Origin of the sequence: Amycolatopsis lurida (assembly GCF_900105055.1) — a bacterium.
Taxonomy (GTDB): domain Bacteria; phylum Actinomycetota; class Actinomycetes; order Mycobacteriales; family Pseudonocardiaceae; genus Amycolatopsis; species Amycolatopsis lurida.
In genome coordinates, this window is record NZ_FNTA01000004.1 from 7671214 (window position 1) to 7689158 (window position 17945).

Here is a 17945-nt window from a genome sequence, read left to right on the forward strand (position 1 = left end):
AACAGGGCTCCTGACCTGCGGAAACGCAGTTAAGGTACCCCCCTGTTTCGGGCCCTTCCGGGGCGTGTAAAGTTCTCCAAGTCGCCAGGGAAACCGGGTGGCCGACCGGGACACGAACCAAGCTCTCGCTCATAGCGATTGAGTGGGTGTCCCACCAAAAACTGCTAGGAATGACTGCTTCGGATAAGGCCGTGTAGCCACGGTGCGATCTGGGGTGTGTTGCTTGAGAACTCAACAGTGTGCTAGTGAACTAAGCCAGTAGAGCTTATGTATTTGAACCTCGTGTGAGGTTCCTTTGAGAGCAAGAAAATTTTGCCTCGATCAAATTTGACATTGTTGGAGAGTTTGATCCTGGCTCAGGACGAACGCTGGCGGCGTGCTTAACACATGCAAGTCGAACGATGAAGCCTTTCGGGGTGGATTAGTGGCGAACGGGTGAGTAACACGTGGGCAATCTGCCCTGTACTTTGGGATAAGCCTGGGAAACTGGGTCTAATACCGGATATGACTGAGCCTCGCATGGGGTTTAGTGGAAAGCTCCGGCGGTACAGGATGAGCCCGCGGCCTATCAGCTTGTTGGTGGGGTAATGGCCTACCAAGGCGACGACGGGTAGCCGGCCTGAGAGGGTGACCGGCCACACTGGGACTGAGACACGGCCCAGACTCCTACGGGAGGCAGCAGTGGGGAATATTGCACAATGGGCGCAAGCCTGATGCAGCGACGCCGCGTGAGGGATGACGGCCTTCGGGTTGTAAACCTCTTTCGCCAGGGACGAAGCGCAAGTGACGGTACCTGGATAAGAAGCACCGGCTAACTACGTGCCAGCAGCCGCGGTAATACGTAGGGTGCGAGCGTTGTCCGGAATTATTGGGCGTAAAGAGCTCGTAGGCGGTTTGTCGCGTCGTTCGTGAAAACTCCACGCTTAACGTGGAGCGTGCGGGCGATACGGGCAGACTTGAGTTCGGTAGGGGAGACTGGAATTCCTGGTGTAGCGGTGAAATGCGCAGATATCAGGAGGAACACCGGTGGCGAAGGCGGGTCTCTGGGCCGATACTGACGCTGAGGAGCGAAAGCGTGGGGAGCGAACAGGATTAGATACCCTGGTAGTCCACGCTGTAAACGTTGGGCGCTAGGTGTGGGCGACATCCACGTTGTCCGTGCCGTAGCTAACGCATTAAGCGCCCCGCCTGGGGAGTACGGCCGCAAGGCTAAAACTCAAAGGAATTGACGGGGGCCCGCACAAGCGGCGGAGCATGTGGATTAATTCGATGCAACGCGAAGAACCTTACCTGGGCTTGACATGCGCCAGACATCCCTAGAGATAGGGCTTCCCTTGTGGTTGGTGTACAGGTGGTGCATGGCTGTCGTCAGCTCGTGTCGTGAGATGTTGGGTTAAGTCCCGCAACGAGCGCAACCCTTATCCTACGTTGCCAGCGCGTTATGGCGGGGACTCGTGGGAGACTGCCGGGGTCAACTCGGAGGAAGGTGGGGATGACGTCAAGTCATCATGCCCCTTATGTCCAGGGCTTCACACATGCTACAATGGCTGGTACAGAGGGCTGCGATACCGCGAGGTGGAGCGAATCCCTTAAAGCCGGTCTCAGTTCGGATCGCAGTCTGCAACTCGACTGCGTGAAGTCGGAGTCGCTAGTAATCGCAGATCAGCAACGCTGCGGTGAATACGTTCCCGGGCCTTGTACACACCGCCCGTCACGTCATGAAAGTCGGTAACACCCGAAGCCCATGGCCCAACCCGTAAGGGGGGGAGTGGTCGAAGGTGGGACTGGCGATTGGGACGAAGTCGTAACAAGGTAGCCGTACCGGAAGGTGCGGCTGGATCACCTCCTTTCTAAGGAGCAACACATCCACCCCGCCGGGATACCCGGACCAACGGTTGGTGGAGTGGCCAGGGTTTCAACACCGACCGTGTGTTGGCACTGGTTGCTCAAGGAATTGTGGAACTACTGGTTTATGTCGGTTCGCTTGATGCCTGCACGGGCTAGTACTGCACCTTCGGGTGCGTGGAACGTGTGCTGCGGGGTCAAGGGAATTTCGATGTTCGCTGGCATGCTGTTGGGTCCTGAGGCAACACGCCGAGGGGCTTACACGAGCTCCGGGAGCTGTTTGTTTCTGGTGTGGTGTTTGAGAACTGTAGAGTGGATGCGAGCATCTTTGTGGTCAAGTTGTTAAGGGCACATGGTGGATGTCTTGGCTTCAGGAGCCGATGAAGGACGTGGGAGGCTGCGATATGCCTCGGGGAGCTGTCAACCGAGCTGTGATCCGAGGATTTCCGAATGGGGAAACCCAGCACCAGTTATGTGGTGTTACCCGCATCTGAATATATAGGGTGTGTGGAGGGAACGCGGGGAAGTGAAACATCTCAGTACCCGTAGGAAGAGAAAACAACCGTGATTCCGTGAGTAGTGGCGAGCGAAAGCGGAAGAGGCTAAACCATGCACATGTCAAGCTGTCAGGCGTTGTGTGTGTGGTGTTGTGGGACCCAGCGTCGAGGATCTGACAGTCCTCGGAGCGGTTACGCGTGTTAGTGGAACGTCTTGGGATGGGCGACCGGAGTGGGTGAGAGTCCCGTACGCGAAAACACGTTGTGGATCGTTTGTTTGGTGTTCCCGAGTAGCAGCGAGCTCGTGGAATTTGCTGTGAATCTGCCGGGACCACCCGGTAAGCCTAAATACTTCCTGAAGACCGATAGCGGACTAGTACCGTGAGGGAAAGATGAAAAGTACCCCGGGAGGGGAGTGAAAGAGTACCTGAAACCGTGTGCCTACAAGCCGTCAGAGCCCGAGCACATCCTTGTGATGTTGAGGTGATGGCGTGCCTTTTGAAGAATGAGCCTGCGAGTTAGTGCTGCGTGGCGAGGTTAACCCGTGTGGGGTAGCCGTAGCGAAAGCGAGTCTGAATAGGGCGTCTGAGTCGCGTGGTCTAGACCCGAAGCGGAGTGATCTACCCATGGCCAGGCTGAAGCGTCGGTAAGACGACGTGGAGGGCCGAACCCACTTAGGTTGAAAACTGAGGGGATGAGCTGTGGGTAGGGGTGAAAGGCCAATCAAACTCCGTGATAGCTGGTTCTCCCCGAAATGCATTTAGGTGCAGCGTCACATGTTTCTCCACGGGGGTAGAGCTACTGGATGGTCTAGGGGCCTTACCGGGTTACCGAAATCAACCAAACTCCGAATACCGTGGTGTGAGAGTGTGGCAGTGAGACGGCGGGGGATAAGCTTCGTCGTCGAGAGGGAAACAGCCCAGAACACCAGCTAAGGCCCCCAAGTGTGTGCTCAGTGGGAAAGGATGTGGGATTGCCCAGACAACCAGGAGGTTGGCTTAGAAGCAGCCACCCTTGAAAGAGTGCGTAATAGCTCACTGGTCAAGTGGTCCTGCGCCGACAATGTAGCGGGGCTTAAGCACACCGCCGAAGCTGTGTCATTCGTGCATATAGATCGGCGTCTCTCTTGAAGAGATGTCTAGTCGCACGGATGGGTAGGGGAGCGTCCTGCATCCAGGGAAGCGGCGGCGGAAGCCAGTCGTGGAGGGTGTGGGAGTGAGAATGCAGGCATGAGTAGCGAATGCAGAGTGAGAAACTCTGCCGCCGGATGACCAAGGGTTCCTGGGCCAGGCTAATCCGCCCAGGGTAAGTCGGGACCTAAGGCGAGGCCGACAGGCGTAGTCGATGGATAACGGGTTGATATTCCCGTACCCGAGCACGTGCGCCCAGGATGAGGCGGTTGATACTAACCACCCAAAGCGCCAGTCGAGACCCTTCGGGGTGGAGATTGGTTGTGGAGCGTGGGATCTGATTCCGTAGTAGTCGAGTGATGGGGTGACGCAGGAAGGTAGCTCCGCCAGTGAGTGGTAGTACTGGTGTAAGCGTGTAGACCGAGTGGTAGGCAAATCCGCCGCTCATGAAGGTTGAGACGTGATGCGTAGCCGATTGAGGCGAAGTAGAGTGATCCTATGCTGCCGAGAAAAGCCTCTAGCGAGTGCGTGCACGGCCCGTACCCCAAACCAACACAGGTGGTCAGGTAGAGAATACTAAGGCGATCGGGTGAACTGTGGTTAAGGAACTCGGCAAAATGCCCCCGTAACTTCGGGAGAAGGGGGGCCAAACACTCTGAAGTCCCTTGCGGACTAGGGGTGGGTGGCCGCAGAGACCAGCGGAAAGCGACTGTTTACTAAAAACACAGGTCCATGCGAAGTCGCAAGACGATGTATATGGACTGACGCCTGCCCGGTGCTGGAACGTTAAGAGGACCGGTTAACCTTTCGGGGTGAAGCTGAGAATTTAAGCGCCAGTAAACGGCGGTGGTAACTATAACCATCCTAAGGTAGCGAAATTCCTTGTCGGGTAAGTTCCGACCTGCACGAATGGCGTAACGACTTTCCGGCTGTCTCAACCACAGGCCCGGCGAAATTGCACTACGAGTAAAGATGCTCGTTACGCGCGGCAGGACGGAAAGACCCCGGGACCTTTACTATAGTTTGGTATTGGTTTTCGGTTCGGCTTGTGTAGGATAGGTGGGAGACTGTGAAGCTGGCACGCTAGTGTTGGTGGAGTCGTTGTTGAAATACCACTCTGGTCGGATTGGGAATCTGAACCTCGGACCATGATCTGGTTCAGGGACAGTGCCTGATGGGTAGTTTAACTGGGGCGGTTGCCTCCTAAAGAGTAACGGAGGCGCCCAAAGGTTCCCTCAGCCTGGTTGGCAATCAGGTGTTGAGTGCAAGTGCACAAGGGAGCTTGACTGTGAGACAGACATGTCGAGCAGGGACGAAAGTCGGGACTAGTGATCCGGCACCACCTGGTGGAAGGGGTGTCGCTCAACGGATAAAAGGTACCCCGGGGATAACAGGCTGATCTTGCCCAAGAGTCCATATCGACGGCATGGTTTGGCACCTCGATGTCGGCTCGTCGCATCCTGGGGCCGGAGTAGGTCCCAAGGGTTGGGCTGTTCGCCCATTAAAGCGGCACGCGAGCTGGGTTTAGAACGTCGTGAGACAGTTCGGTCCCTATCCGCCGCGCGCGTAGGATACTTGAGGAAGGCTGTCCCTAGTACGAGAGGACCGGGACGGACGAACCTCTGGTATGCCAGTTGTCACGCCAGTGGCATGGCTGGTTGGCCACGTTCGGAAGGGATAACCGCTGAAGGCATCTAAGCGGGAAGCCTGTTCCAAGATGAGGTATCCCACCCCTTTGTGGGTTAAGGCCCCCAACAGACCATTGGGTTGATAGGCCAGAAATGGAAGCACAGTAATGTGTTGTCGAGTTGACTGGTACTAATAGGCCGAGGACTTGCCCACGAAGATGTTACGCATCCACTCTACAGCTCTGAAACACCACACCGATCGTGGAAACGAACGAGTGTGTGTTGTTTCGTAGTGTTTCGGTGGTTATAGCGTCAGGGAAACGCCCGGTCCCATTCCGAACCCGGAAGCTAAGCCTGACAGCGCCGATGGTACTGCAACCGAAGGGTTGTGGGAGAGTAGGACACCGCCGGACTAACTTCAGGACAGGGTCCTGACCAGGGTTGAGAACCCCAACAGGTTCTCCCCGGTCAGGGCCCTGTCTCTTTTCATGTCCATGGACCGACTAGAATGGTCCGTTGGCCCACCTGGCAGGTGGGTGCAAGTGTCGAAACTTTTCAATAGTGGCAGGAGGCCAGGTGTCCGAGTTCGGTCGACGTGACTCAGATGATGGCGCGTCCGGCCGGTCGGGTCGCCGGGACGACAGTCCCCGCGGAGGCCGGTCTGACGCGCAGCGAGGTGACCGGCGCGGTTCCGCCGGCGGACGGCAGGACCGCGGCGGCCGCGATGGTGGCTACCAGGGCCGCCCGCGCAGGGACGACCGCGGTGCCCGCGGTTCCGGAAGCAGCTACTCCGGCAAACCCCCGCGCAGCGGCGACGGCCCCCGTGACCAGCGCCCCGGTGGCAGCCGATTCGCAGGCCAGGGGCGCGACGACAACCGCCCCCGCTACAACAGCGACGACCGGTCCGGCGGCCGCGACAACGAACGTCGTGGCGGCTTCCGCTCGGACGACCGGCGCGACAACCGCGACCACAAGGGCGGCGACCGCGGCGGTTACCGGTCGGACAGCCGCGACAGCCGTGGTGGCGACCGCGGTGGATATCGCGGCGGTGACAGCCGGGACAACCGTGGCGGAGACAGCCGGGGCGGTTACCGCTCGGACAACCGGGGTGGCGACAGCCGCGGCGGTTACCGGTCCGACAACCGCGACAGCCGTGGTGGCGACCGCGGTGGTTACCGCGGCGGCGACAACCGCGGCAGCGACAATCGTGGCAGCGACAACCGTGGTGGCTACCGGTCCGAGAACCGGGGCGGCTACCGCTCGTCCGACAGCCGTCCTGAGCGCCGTTACGACAACCGCTCCGACAATCGTTCGGACAGCCGCTCGGACAACCGTTCCGAGGGCCGGTACGAGAAGCGCTCGGACAGCCGCCCGGCCCGTTCCGGCTACGGCTCGGACAACCGCGGCCGTTCCGACGACCGCCCGTCCGGCAACCGTTACGAGGGACGCCCCCAGGGCAAGTCCTACGGCGATCGCGACGACCGGCGTCCGTCCTATGGCGACCGCGACAACCGTGGCGGCGACAAGTCCTATCGCGACCGTGACGATCGTGGCGGTTCCCGTTCCGGCGGGTACAACGGTGACCGGCGCGGCTCGTCCTCGGGTGACCGTCGTCCCAGCGGTGGTGGCTACGAGCGCAAGCCCTACGGCGACCGTGACAACCGCGGGGACCGTCGCCCTTCCGGTGACCGCCCGGAGAAGCGCTACGACGACAAGCGCGGCGACTCCCGTGGTGGGTTCGACCGCAAGCGCGACGACCGTCCCCAGCGCGACCGGTCCGAAGGCCGCAAGGACTTCCGTCCGTCTCCGCGTACCGAGGACAGGCCGGTCGACGACGAGACCTTGGCTCGGGAGCTGCTCGAAGCTCCCGAGCTGCCCGAAGGCATCGAGTTCTCCGACCTCGACGAAGAGGTCCGCCGGGAACTCCGCACCCTGCCCAAGGCACTCGCGGAAACCGTCGGCAAGCACCTGGTCGCGGCCGGTGGCCTCGTCGACGAGGATCCCGAAGCCGCCATGGAGCACGCCAAGTACGCGAAGGCCAAGGCATCGCGGGTCCCGATCGTCCGTGAGGCGCTCGGCCTGGTCGCCTACCACGCGGGCAATTGGTCCGAGGCGTTGTCCGAGCTGCGGGCCGTCCGCCGGATGACCAGGGCCGACGACCACATCGCGATCATCGCCGACGCCGAGCGCGCCATCGGCCGGCCGGAGCGGGCGCTCGACCTCGCGAAGGAGGTCGACAAGGAGCGCCTGTCCAAGGCGACCCAGATCGAACTCGCGATCGTCGCGGCCGGTGCGCGGCGTGACCTCGGCCAGCTGGACGCCGCCGTCGTCTCCCTGCAGGGTGACGACCTCAAGGCGGAGAAGCGCGACCCGTGGAGCGCCCGGCTGTTCTACGCCTACGCCGACAACCTCGCCGCCGCCGACCGCAAGGACGAGGCGATCCGCTGGTTCCTGAACGCGGCAGAGGCCGACGAGGAGGACGAGACCGACGCCGCCGAGCGCGCCGCGGAGCTCACGAATGGCTGACGCCCTGTCGGCCGGGTACGACGCGGTCCTGTTCGACCTCGACGGCACGGTCTATCACGGCAGCAAGGTGGTCCCGGGCGCACCGGAAGCACTCCGGGCGCTTCGGGACCACGGGACGGCCGTCCGTTGGGTGACCAACAACGCCTCCAAGGCACCCGCGGAGGTCTCCGCGCACCTGGAGGCACTCGGGCTGCCCGCCACCCCCGAAGAGGTCCACACGAGCTCTCAGGCCGCCGCCGCCCTCCTGGGTGAGCGGCTGCCCCCGGGCGCGGTGGTCCTCGTCGTGGGTACGGACTCACTGGCCGCCCAGATCGAATCCGCCGGCCTGAAGACGGTCCGGGAAACCGGCCCGGACGTGGCGGCCGTGGTCCAAGGGCACTCGCCGCAGAACACCTGGGCCGCTCTCGCGGAGGCGTGCCTCGCCATCCGCGCGGGCGCGCTCTGGGTGGCGACCAACGTCGACGCGACCCTGCCCAGCGAACGCGGACTACTCCCGGGCAACGGGTCGATGGTGGCCGCGTTGCGCACCGCCACCGGCGTCGAACCGCTGGTGGCCGGCAAGCCGGCGCCGGGGCTGTTCACGACGGCGGCGCGGGACGCGGGCGCGGAACGTGCCCTCGTCGTCGGCGACAGGCTCGACACCGATATCGAGGGCGCGGTCGCGGCCGGGATCGACGCGCTCTGCGTCCTGACCGGCGTCGCCGACGCGGCGTCCCTGATCTCGGCGAGGCCCGAAGAGCGTCCGCGCTACCTCGCGCAGGACCTGTCCGGACTGAGCAGCCGGGCGGATCTTCTCGAAATCGGGCCCAAGGACGGCTGGCGTGTCACCGCACAGGGTGACGTCCTCGAAGCCGATGGTGAAGGCGACTCCCTCGACCTGTTGCGCGCGTTGTGCGCGGCGGCCTGGGACTCGGGGATCACCGAGGTCCGTGGTGTGGGCGACACCGCCCGCGCCGCGCTCGCCGAGCTGCGCCTCGGCTGACCAGCGCTGCTAACTTGGTGGGGTGCAAGACCACTTCCACCCCGTGCCGCGACCGCCGGTGCCGGGCCCTCCGCCGGTGCCCGGGCCTCCGGCGGCCCAGGCGGATCAGTACACGCAGCAGGACACGGATCCCCGAGCCGGGATCGACGAAGCCGTGGCGGGTCTTGACGACCTCGCCGCGCTTCCGCTCTCGGAGCACGTCGACCGGTTCGAGGCCGTGCACACCGAGCTGACGGTGGCGCTGTCCACCATCGACAAGGTCTGACCGCGTGCCCAAACGCGCCCGTCTGGACGCGGAGCTCGTCCGGCGGGGACTCGCGCGATCCCGGGAGCAGGCGTCGGCGCTGATCGCCGAAGGCAAGGTCACCGTGCGCGGCATGGTGGCCACCAAACCCGCGACCGGGGTCGAGTCCGGCGCGCCGATCGTGGTGCGCGACAGCGACGATCCCGGCTGGGCGTCCCGCGGCGCGCACAAACTGCTCGGCGCGCTCGAAGCCTTCACCCCGCAAGGTCTTTCCACCGAGGGAAAACGCTGTCTCGACGCGGGCGCTTCGACCGGTGGCTTCACCGATGTCCTGCTGCGCAACGGCGCCGCCACGGTGATCGCCGCCGACGTCGGCCGCGGCCTGCTGGACTGGCGTCTGCGCACCGACGACCGGGTGGTCGTCCTGGACAAGACGAACGTCCGCAACCTGACCCCGGAAGACCTCGGCGGGCAGGTCGACCTCGTGGTCGGGGACCTCTCGTTCATCTCGCTCAAACTCGTGCTGCCCGCGCTGGCCGCCTGCGCGCGGGACGGCGCGGATCTGGTGCCGATGGTGAAACCGCAGTTCGAGGTGGGCAAGGACCGGCTGGGCAGCGGCGGCGTCGTCCGCGATCCGGAACTGCGCGCCGAATCGGTGCTCGGTGTGCTGGCCGAGGCCGAAAAGCTGGACCTGAGCCTGCGCGGCGTCGTGGCGAGCCCGCTTCCCGGGCCGTCGGGGAACGTCGAATACTTCGTCTGGCTTACCCGCGGGGCGGGGGAGACCGCCGGCACCGACGCCGAGCGGCTCGTCCGGACCGCAGTCCTGGAGGGACCCCAATGAGCGATCGCGAGGTGCTGCTCGTCGTGCACCCGGACCGGGACGCGACCCGGGACGCGGCACGCGAGGTTTCGGCCCGTTTCGCCAAGGCTGGGGTGCGGCTTCGGGTCCTCGACGAAGACGTCCGGGAGATGCTGGAAGCCGATGGCGGGATCGGCGCGCCCTGCACGGTCATGGCACCGGAGCAGGACCCCGCCGCCGGCACCGAGCTGGTGTTCGTGCTCGGCGGCGACGGCACCCTGCTGCGGGCAGCGGAACTGGCGAGGCCGAACGGCGTTCCGGTCCTCGGCGTGAACCTCGGCCGGGTCGGCTTCCTGGCGGAGGCCGATTCGGACAAGCTCGCCGACACCGTCCAGCGTGCCGTCGACGGCGACTACCAGGTCGAAGAGCGGATGACCGTCGACGTCGTCGTGACCGTCGACGGTGAGGAGACCGTCCACACCTGGGCGCTCAACGAGGCCAGTGTCGAGAAGAGCTCACGGGAGCGCGTCCTGGACGCCCTCATCGAGGTCGACGGAAGGCCGGTGTCGTCCTTCGGCTGCGACGGCGTCCTGTGCGCCACTCCGACCGGCTCGACGGCGTACGCGTTCTCCGCGGGCGGGCCGATCATCTGGCCGGACGTCCAGGCCCTGCTGGTGGTCCCGAGCAACGCGCACGCGATGTTCTCCCGGCCGCTGGTCGTCTCCCGTGACTCGGAGATCACCGTCGCCATCGATCCTGACGGGTCGCCCGCCGTCCTGACCTGCGACGGATCGCGGACCTTCGATCTCCCCGCCGGCGCGTCCGTGCGGGTCACCTGCGGCCGGGTGCCGGTGCGCCTGGTCCGGTTGTGGGAAGGCCCGTTCACCGACCGGCTCGTGCACAAGTTCTCGTTGCCGATCAAGGGCTGGCGGGAGCGACACGCCCGCTGACGGATGGCGTGAAAGGGCCTTTGAAGACAACTTTCGTCGTCAAGGCCCCTTTCATGACGTGCCGGGTGCGGGAATGGTCGGGGTGGGCCGCTACGGTGGGCGTCGTGCTGGCCGAGATGCGCATCCAGGGCCTCGGAGTCATCGAGGACGCCCTGCTGGAACTGCACGCGGGCTTCACCGTCGTCACCGGTGAGACGGGTGCGGGCAAGACCATGGTCGTCAGCGGGTTGCACCTGCTCTCCGGCGGCCGAGCCGAAGTGTCCAAGGTGCGGACGGGAATGCTGAAGGCCTTCGTGGAAGGCCGCTTCGAGCTGGGCGGCGCCGAGGGCGCCACCCGGATCGTCACCGACGCCGGGGCGGAGGTCGACGAGGACGGCAGCGTCATCGCGCTGCGCGCGGTCTCGGTCGACGGCCGGTCCCGTGCCCACCTCGGTGGCCGTTCGGTGCCGGTCGGGGTACTGGCCGACCTGTCCGAACAACTGATCGCCGTCCACGGGCAGAACGATCAGCTGCGGTTGCTGCGGCCTGCCGAGCAGCGCGCGGTGATCGACCGGTTCGCCGGCGAGGCCGTCACCGAACCGCTCGAGCGCTATCGCGCGGTCCGGGACGAGTGGCTCGCCGTCGTCGCCGAACTGACCGAGCGCTCCACCCGCTCCCGCGAGATGGCGCAGCAGGCCGACCTGTTGCGCCACGGCCTCGCCGAGATCGACGCCGTCGCGCCGGAACCCGGCGAGGACACCGAGCTCACCGAGCAGATCAAACGGCTCGCCGCGGTCGACGAACTGCGGTCGGCGGCGAGCGCGGCACACGCCGCCGTCGCCGGTTCGGCGGACGGGGATCCGGACGCTCCCGGCGCGCTGGGGCTGATCGGGGAGGCGAGCCGCCACCTGACCGGTTCCGAAGACGCCGTGCTGCGTGAACTCGGGCCCCGGCTGGACGAGGCTTCGGTGCTGCTGTCCGAAGTGGGCACCGAGCTGGGCAGCTACCTCGAAACGCTCGACGCCGACCCGGCGCTCCTGGAGAAGGTGCTCGCGCGCCAGGCGGATCTGAAGCGGCTCACGCGCAAATACGCGGCCGATGTGGACGGCGTACTCGCGTGGGCCGACGACGCCCGCCGCCGGATGTCCACGATGGACACCTCCGAAGAGGCGCTGGCCGAACTGGCCAAGCGCCGCGACGAACTCGCCGTCACGCTGGCGGAACACGCGCTCACGTTGTCGGAGGCGCGGGTCGAGGCCGCCGCCGAACTCGCCGAGGCGATCACCGCCGAAATGTCCGGGCTCGCCATGGGCCAGGCCGAGATCGAGATCACCGTCGAGCGGCGCACCGTGGACGAGAGCGACGCGCACGCGGTGAAGGTCGACGGCAGGCTCGTGCACGCCGGGCCCGACGGTGTCGACGATGTCGAGCTGCTGCTCCGGGCGCACAACGGCGCGCCGCCGCTTCCGGTGCACAAGGCTGCTTCCGGTGGTGAGCTTTCCCGCGTGATGCTGGCGATCGAGGTCGTCCTCGCGCACGCGGACACCGTGCAGACACTGGTGTTCGACGAGGTCGACGCCGGGGTCGGCGGCCGGGCCGCGGTCGAGATCGGCAGGCGGCTCGCGCGGCTGGCGCGCAGTCATCAGGTATTGGTGGTCACGCATCTGCCGCAGGTGGCCGCGTTCGCCGACCAGCATCTGGTGGTGGACAAGGGCACCAGCGGCGGAGTGACGCGCAGTGGCGTGCGCGTGCTCGAACAATCCGAGCGTGTCGTCGAGCTCGCCCGCATGCTCGCCGGAATGGAAAGCACCGAGACCGGCCGGGCGCACGCGGAGGAATTGCTCGCCGTGGCCGAGGCCGACAAGAGCGCGCCGGACAAGCCCAAAGCCCGTCGCGGAGGGAAGCGAAAGAAAGCGAAGTAAGCTCCGCCTGCGTGAGTCCGTGAAGGCCTCCTTCCCTACCTTCAGGGTGGTGAAGGAGGCCTTCACTACTTCTCTCGCTCTGACGGGGCCGAGGTACTCAGGTGAGGGTTGCGAAAGCCACTTTCGCAACGCTGAAGGTTGCGAAAGTGGCTTTCGCAACGTTCGTCGCGGGAGGCCGAGGCCGAACCGGTGTGGGTTAATCGGCGTGTTTCCATCGGCGTGGCGGACACGGAAGGCCGCGCGAATTTGTCACTATCGGTCGCATGAAGCTCACCGGCCTGCTCTCGCGTAACCAAGAGACCCTCCCCGGGATCACCGGCGTCGCCAGGGTCGACCGGCGTACGCGCGAGTTGCTCCGACGGCTGAGCCCCGGCGACATCGTCGTCCTCGACCAGCTCGACCTGGACCGGTCGACGGCCGATGCCTTGGTGGAGGCCGAAGTCGCGGCGGTGGTGAACGCCTCGCCGTCGATCTCCGGCCGTTTCCCCAACCTGGGCCCGGAGATCCTGCTGGAGGCCGGGATCCCGCTCGTCGATTCGGTCGGCGGCGAACTGCTGCGCAAGGTGAAGGACGGCACGAAACTCCGCCTGCACGAGGGCGTCGTCTACATCGGTGAGCGGCAGCTCGGCTCTGGTGTCCAGCAGACGCGGGAAAGCGTCGCGGACCAGATGATCGAGGCCAAGGCCGGGATGTCCACCCAGCTCGAGGCGTTCTCCGCGAACACGATCGAATTCCTCCGCCGGGAACGCAGCCTCATCCTCGACGGTGTCGGTGTCCCGGAGATCCGGGTTCCGCTCAAGGACCGGCACGCCCTCGTGGTCGCGGGCGGCAACGGGCACGCCGAAGACCTCAAGAAGCTGAAGAAGTACATCGGCGAGCACCGGCCGGTGCTGATCGGTGTCGACGCCGGCGCCGACACCCTGCGCGCGCAGGGGTATCAGCCGGACGTCATCGTCGGCGACCCGCACGGGATCGGCGCGGAGACGCTGCGGAGCGGCGGTGAGGTCGTGGTGCCGGCGCAACCAGACGGGCACGCGCCGGGTGTCGAGCGCATCCAGGACCTCGGGATCGGCGCGGTCACCTTCCCCGCGACGGGCAACGCCGAGGACCTGGCGCTGCTGCTGGCCGACGCGCACGAGGCGAGCCTGGTGGTCACCGTCGGTTTCCAGGCGACGCTGCGGGAGTTCCTCGACCACGGCCGCTCCGGCTCGAACCCGTCGACGTTCCTCACCCGGCTCAAGCTCGGCACGAAACTGGTCGACGGCAAGGCGGTCGCGACTTTGCACCGCAGCCGGGTGTCCATCGGCGCCATCGTCCTCCTGGTCGTCGCGACCCTGGTGGCCGTCGCGGCCGCACTGCTGGTGTCCGACGTGGGATCGGTCTACCTCGACTGGATCCGCGACACCTGGAACTCGTTCATCGCCTGGGGCAAGGGACTCTTCACGTGATTTCACTGCGGTACCACATCGTTTCCATCGCCGCCTGCTTCCTGGCGCTCGCCCTCGGAGTGGTGCTCGGGTCCACGGCGCTGAACGGTGCCCTGCTTTCCGGTCTCGCCGGCCAGAAGGAGGATCTGGGTTCCCAGGTCGCGGATCTGGAGGCACAGCGCAACACGCTCAACGCCAGGCTCGGCGACGCGGACGCGTTCGCCGGCGCGATGGGGCCGAAGGTCGTCGCCGGGCAGCTGGACAAGCGTTCGGTGGTGCTGGTGACCACCGAGGACGCGAAGCCCGCGGACCGCGACGCGCTCAAGCAGCTCGTCGGTCAGGCCGGCGCCGCCGTCACCGGGGAGATCCAGCTGACCGAGGCGTTCTCCGACCCGATGCGGTCCGATCAGCTGCGTGACCTCGTGTCCCGGCTCCAGCCCGCGGGTGTCCAGTTCCCGACCGCGGGCGACCCCGGCACCCTCGCGGGCGCTCTGCTCGGCTCGGTGGCGTTGCTGAACAAGGACAACGCGCAGCCGCAGTCCACACCGGTGGAGCTGGCGGCCGCGCTCGGCGGGCTCACCGACGGCGGTTTCCTCAAGACCGGCGGGGACGTGAAGCCCGCGCAGCTCGCGATCGTGCTCACCGGTACCAAGTACACCGGGGACGGCGCCGGTGACCGTGCCTCGACCATCGCGCGGTTCGCCGCGCAGCTGGACCGTTCCGGGGCGGGCACCGTCCTGGCGGGCGACGCGGGATCCGCCGACGGCACCGGCGCGATCGGTGTCGTCCGCGCCGACACCTCGTCGACCTCGATCCTGTCCACTGTGGACAACGCGGAGACCGCGGCGGGCCGGGTCACCACGATCTTGGCGCTGCGCGAGCAGCTCGAAGGCGGCGCAGGCCGCTACGGCATCGCGGGCAACGCCCAGGCTCCGGCCCCCGGTATCGCGGCCGACGGCAACTAGCCTCCATCGCAATTCGTCATCTACTTGCGATCGTGTGCATCGCAAGTAGATGACGAATTGCGGGGCCAGAGGCGGGTTTTTGGGAGCGGGCGGGCGTAGGAGCCGGCCCGGCTGGTCTTGAGGTCGAGAGCGACAAGGGATTCGGCGAGGCGGACGGCGGCGGCGACGCCGTCGATCACCGGGATGTCCAGCATCGCCGAAATACGGCGATCGAGGCCGGTCATCCCCGCGCAGCCGAGGACGAGGACTTCCGCTCCCGCGTCGCGGGCGCGCCGTCCGGCGGTCAGCAGCGCCGATTCCGTCCGGCGGTCGTCGCTCAATTCGAGCACGCCGAGCCCGGCACCGAGGACGCCGACGCAGTTCTGCGCGACGCCCGCGCCGTGCAGGCTGTCTTCGATGAGCCCGCACGTCCGGTCCAATGTGGTCACTACGCCGTAGCGTCTTCCCAGCAGACAGGCCAGATGCGCGGCGGCCTCGGTGATGTCGACGACCGGGACGTCGAGCAGTTCCCGCGCGCCTTCCCGTCCGTGCTCGCCGAAACCGGCCATCACGAGCGCGTCGAACGGCTCGTCCAGCCCGTGGAGAAGGTCGAGGACGGCCGCGGCGCTGAGGAAGCTGTCCAGCCAGCCTTCCGCGGATTCCGGGCCCCACAACGGGGTTCTGGCCAGGATTTCGGTGCCGGGGCTAGCGGCGGCGCGGGCACCCGCCTCGATCTCCTTCGTCATCGCCTCGGTGGTGTTGCAGTTGGTCACCAGGATCCGCATCACGCGACCCGCTGCTTGCGCGTCACCACGAAATAGAGGGCCGCGGCGGAAGCGGTGCCGATGAACCACGAGTACGGCGCGGCGGGGGCGAAGAACGGCACCAGCGCGATGATCGCGGACAGCGCCGCCGTGGGCAGGAACGTGACCATCGCGCGCGGGTTGAACCCGCGTTTGTAGTGGTACGGCGAATCGCTTCCGGCGACGAACAGCTTGCCGACGTCGATCCGGCCGCGTTTCACCAGGTAGTAGTCGACGATCATAATGCCGAACAGCGGGCCGAGGAAGGCACCGAGGCCGCCGAGGAAGTAGTTGACCACCGCGGGGGAGGAGTACAGCTTCCACGGCAGCACGCACAGCGCCGCTACCGCGCTGATCATCCCGCCGATGGTGAAGGTGATCCGTTTCGGCCAGATGTTGGCCAGGTCGTAGGCGGGGGAGACGAAGTTCGCGACGATGTTCACGCCCATGGTGGCGATCGCGAAGGTCAGCGCTCCGATGATCAGCACGGGGGTGTTGTCGATGCGGGCCAGCAGCTCGGCGGGGTCGGTGATGGCTTCGCCGAACACCTGGAGGCTGCCCGCGGTCACCAGTACCGACAGCAGCGCGAACGCCGTCGAGTTGATCGGCAGGCCCCAGAAGTTCCCGCGCCGCACCGTTTTCTGGTTCGGGGCGAACCGCGAGAAGTCGCAGAAGTTAAGCATCAGGGTGCCGTAGATGGACAGGATCAGGCCGACGGCGCCGAACCACTGCCGTACTTGCTCCCCTGTGGACAGTGCCTTCGGGTTGCTCGTCAAGGAGATGTTCCAGTCGGCGGCGGCCAGGATCCACACCGCGAGCGCGATCATCACGATCCAGATACCGGGACCGCACCAGTCCTGGAACTTGCGCACGGCCTCCATGCCGCGGGTGAGCACCAGCGCCTGCGCGAGCCACAGCGCGATGAAACAGATCCAGCCGAGGGCGTGCAAACCGAGGAAACCCACTTTGGTCAACGGTTTCAGGCCCGGATCGATCGCGAGCACGAGCAGCGTGATGGCCACGGACGCGAGATAGGTCTGGATGCCGTACCAGAAGATCGCGATGATCGCGCGGATCAGCGCGGGCAGGTTCGCGCCGAAGGTGCCGAAACTGATGCGGGCGACCACGGGGAAGGGGACGCCGGTCTTCTGGCCGATCCGACCCATCAGGTTCATACCGAAGTAGATGAGCACGAAACCGGTCAGCAGGGCGGTGAACACCTGCCAGGCCGAGAGCCCGAGGACGAACAGGCCCGCCGCGAAGGTGTAGTTGCCGAGGTTGTGCACGTCCGACATCCACAGCGCGAAGATGTCGTAAACCTTCCAGCGGCGTTCCTTCGCCGGGGCGAGATCTTCGTTCCAGAGCCGGGGATCGGCGTTCTCGGTGGTAGGCGCTTCGGACCGGGTTGCTGGGGCGGCGGTCATGCGGGCCTCCGATCGACGGGGACGTCCGGTCGGTTTGGTATCCCAAAATTTGGCATCCCAAATATCACCCCGCGGTGGCCCGCCGTCAAGGTTTCTGCCGATAAACTCGGGTTACGAGCTGTTACGGCGGTGTTGAAGAGGGGGACGGGTGGCCGAGGAAGGACCGCGTCAGCCGCTGGCCGCGACCCGGCAGCGGGTCCGCGACGAGCTGCGTGAACGTATCCTCGCCGGACGGTTGAAGCCGGGGGACCGGCTGGTCGAACGCGAGCTGGCCGAGGACCTCGGAGTCTCGCGGGTCCCGGTGCGCGAGGCCATCCGCAGCCTGGAGGCCGAGGGTTTCCTGGCCGTTCAATCACCCCGGCGCATCGTCGTGCGCCAGCTGGCCAAGGCCGACGTCGAGGAGCTGTTCGACGTCCGCGAGGCGCTCGAAGGGCTCGCCGCCGGCCTGGCCGCCGAACGCGCGGGCAAAGCGGGGCTCCGCGCGCTCGAACGCCTACTCGCCGAAGCCGCCCGCGCGACCGAAAGCGGTGACCCGGCCCGGATCACCTCGCTCAACACCCGCTTCCACGACCAGATCGTCGCGCTCGCCGGCAACGGGCTGCTGCACGAGATCCTCCGCCCGCTCGAAGGCAGGCTGCGCTGGCTGACCAGCCAGAACGAACACTGGGGTGAACTGCTCGACGAGCACCGCCGTCTCTACGACGCGATCGCCTCGGGCGACGCCGACCGTGCGCGGGCCCACGCCGTCGAGCATGTGCGGGTGAACCGGGAGGTCACGCTGAAGGCGCTGTTCCCCGAAGATGACGGAGAACGCTCCGCCGGGTGAATCGGACATGTCAGACTCG

The 17945-nt window shown here is 65.8% G+C and carries 11 protein-coding genes and 3 rRNA genes; 12 read left to right on the forward strand and 2 right to left on the reverse strand.

What is annotated here, in order from left to right:
* Nucleotides 1-333 precede the first annotated feature (333 nt).
* The 11 genes from BLW75_RS41435 (at nucleotide 334) to BLW75_RS41485 (ending at nucleotide 14894) form a co-directional block, all read left to right on the forward strand.
* Nucleotides 334-1850 (forward strand): 16S ribosomal RNA (locus tag BLW75_RS41435).
* Nucleotides 1851-2177: 327 nt separating this feature from the next.
* A 23S ribosomal RNA gene (locus BLW75_RS41440) occupies nucleotides 2178-5314 on the forward strand.
* Between the two features lie 82 nt (nucleotides 5315-5396).
* A 5S ribosomal RNA gene (gene rrf / locus BLW75_RS41445) occupies nucleotides 5397-5513 on the forward strand.
* Together the 16S, 23S and 5S rRNA genes form the textbook arrangement of a ribosomal RNA operon.
* A gap of 163 nt (nucleotides 5514-5676) precedes the next feature.
* Nucleotides 5677-7626: a hypothetical protein gene (locus BLW75_RS41450; protein ID WP_034322255.1), complete on the forward strand. Its 1950-nt coding sequence runs from the start codon at nucleotides 5677-5679 to the stop codon at nucleotides 7624-7626.
* Nucleotides 7619-8608, forward strand: a complete 990-nt coding sequence (locus BLW75_RS41455) for an HAD-IIA family hydrolase (protein ID WP_034322259.1) — start codon at nucleotides 7619-7621, stop codon at nucleotides 8606-8608. The genes BLW75_RS41450 and BLW75_RS41455 overlap by 8 nt, the downstream gene beginning before the upstream one ends.
* Nucleotides 8609-8666: 58 nt before the next feature.
* Nucleotides 8667-8873, forward strand: coding sequence for a hypothetical protein (locus tag BLW75_RS41460; protein WP_034322263.1), 207 nt, complete (start codon nucleotides 8667-8669; stop codon nucleotides 8871-8873).
* A gap of 4 nt (nucleotides 8874-8877) precedes the next feature.
* Complete coding sequence (locus BLW75_RS41465; RefSeq protein WP_034322265.1) at nucleotides 8878-9693, forward strand: TlyA family RNA methyltransferase; 816 nt, start codon at nucleotides 8878-8880, stop codon at nucleotides 9691-9693.
* On the forward strand, nucleotides 9690-10601 hold the full coding sequence (locus tag BLW75_RS41470; protein WP_034322268.1) for an NAD kinase: 912 nt from the start codon (nucleotides 9690-9692) through the stop codon (nucleotides 10599-10601). Before BLW75_RS41465 ends, BLW75_RS41470 begins: the two co-directional genes overlap by 4 nt.
* Nucleotides 10602-10705: 104 nt before the next feature.
* Complete coding sequence (gene recN, locus BLW75_RS41475) at nucleotides 10706-12502, forward strand: DNA repair protein RecN (protein ID WP_034322389.1); 1797 nt, start codon at nucleotides 10706-10708, stop codon at nucleotides 12500-12502.
* 263 nt (nucleotides 12503-12765) lie between these two features.
* Nucleotides 12766-13950: a putative cytokinetic ring protein SteA gene (steA, locus tag BLW75_RS41480; RefSeq protein WP_034322271.1), complete on the forward strand. Its 1185-nt coding sequence runs from the start codon at nucleotides 12766-12768 to the stop codon at nucleotides 13948-13950.
* Nucleotides 13947-14894, forward strand: coding sequence for a copper transporter (locus tag BLW75_RS41485; RefSeq protein ID WP_034322273.1), 948 nt, complete (start codon nucleotides 13947-13949; stop codon nucleotides 14892-14894). Before steA ends, BLW75_RS41485 begins: the two co-directional genes overlap by 4 nt.
* Before the next feature lie 20 nt (nucleotides 14895-14914).
* On the opposite strand, the gene BLW75_RS41490 is transcribed toward BLW75_RS41485, so the two are convergent.
* Nucleotides 14915-15658, reverse strand: coding sequence for an aspartate/glutamate racemase family protein (locus tag BLW75_RS41490; RefSeq protein WP_091599517.1), 744 nt, complete (start codon nucleotides 15656-15658; stop codon nucleotides 14915-14917).
* A complete protein-coding gene (locus BLW75_RS41495; RefSeq protein ID WP_034322275.1) occupies nucleotides 15658-17100 on the reverse strand; it encodes an NCS1 family nucleobase:cation symporter-1 in 1443 nt (480 codons plus the stop codon). Before BLW75_RS41495 ends, BLW75_RS41490 begins: the two co-directional genes overlap by 1 nt.
* 148 nt (nucleotides 17101-17248) lie before the next feature.
* On the opposite strand from BLW75_RS41495, the gene BLW75_RS41500 reads away from it, so the two are divergent.
* Nucleotides 17249-17926, forward strand: a complete 678-nt coding sequence (locus tag BLW75_RS41500; RefSeq protein ID WP_034322276.1) for a GntR family transcriptional regulator — start codon at nucleotides 17249-17251, stop codon at nucleotides 17924-17926.
* Nucleotides 17927-17945 lie beyond the last annotated feature (19 nt).

Excerpts from the sequence above, each read along its gene's own strand:
- BLW75_RS41455 (WP_034322259.1), top strand. The coding sequence starts at position 7,619 with ATGGCTGACGCCCTGTCGGCCGGGTACGACGCGGTCCTGTTCGACCTC.
- BLW75_RS41470 (WP_034322268.1), top strand. The coding sequence starts at position 9,690 with ATGAGCGATCGCGAGGTGCTGCTCGTCGTGCACCCGGACCGGGACGCG.
- steA (WP_034322271.1), top strand. The coding sequence starts at position 12,766 with ATGAAGCTCACCGGCCTGCTCTCGCGTAACCAAGAGACCCTCCCCGGG.
- BLW75_RS41490 (WP_091599517.1), bottom strand. The coding sequence starts at position 15,658 with ATGCGGATCCTGGTGACCAACTGCAACACCACCGAGGCGATGACGAAG.
- BLW75_RS41495 (WP_034322275.1), bottom strand. The coding sequence starts at position 17,100 with ATGACCGCCGCCCCAGCAACCCGGTCCGAAGCGCCTACCACCGAGAAC.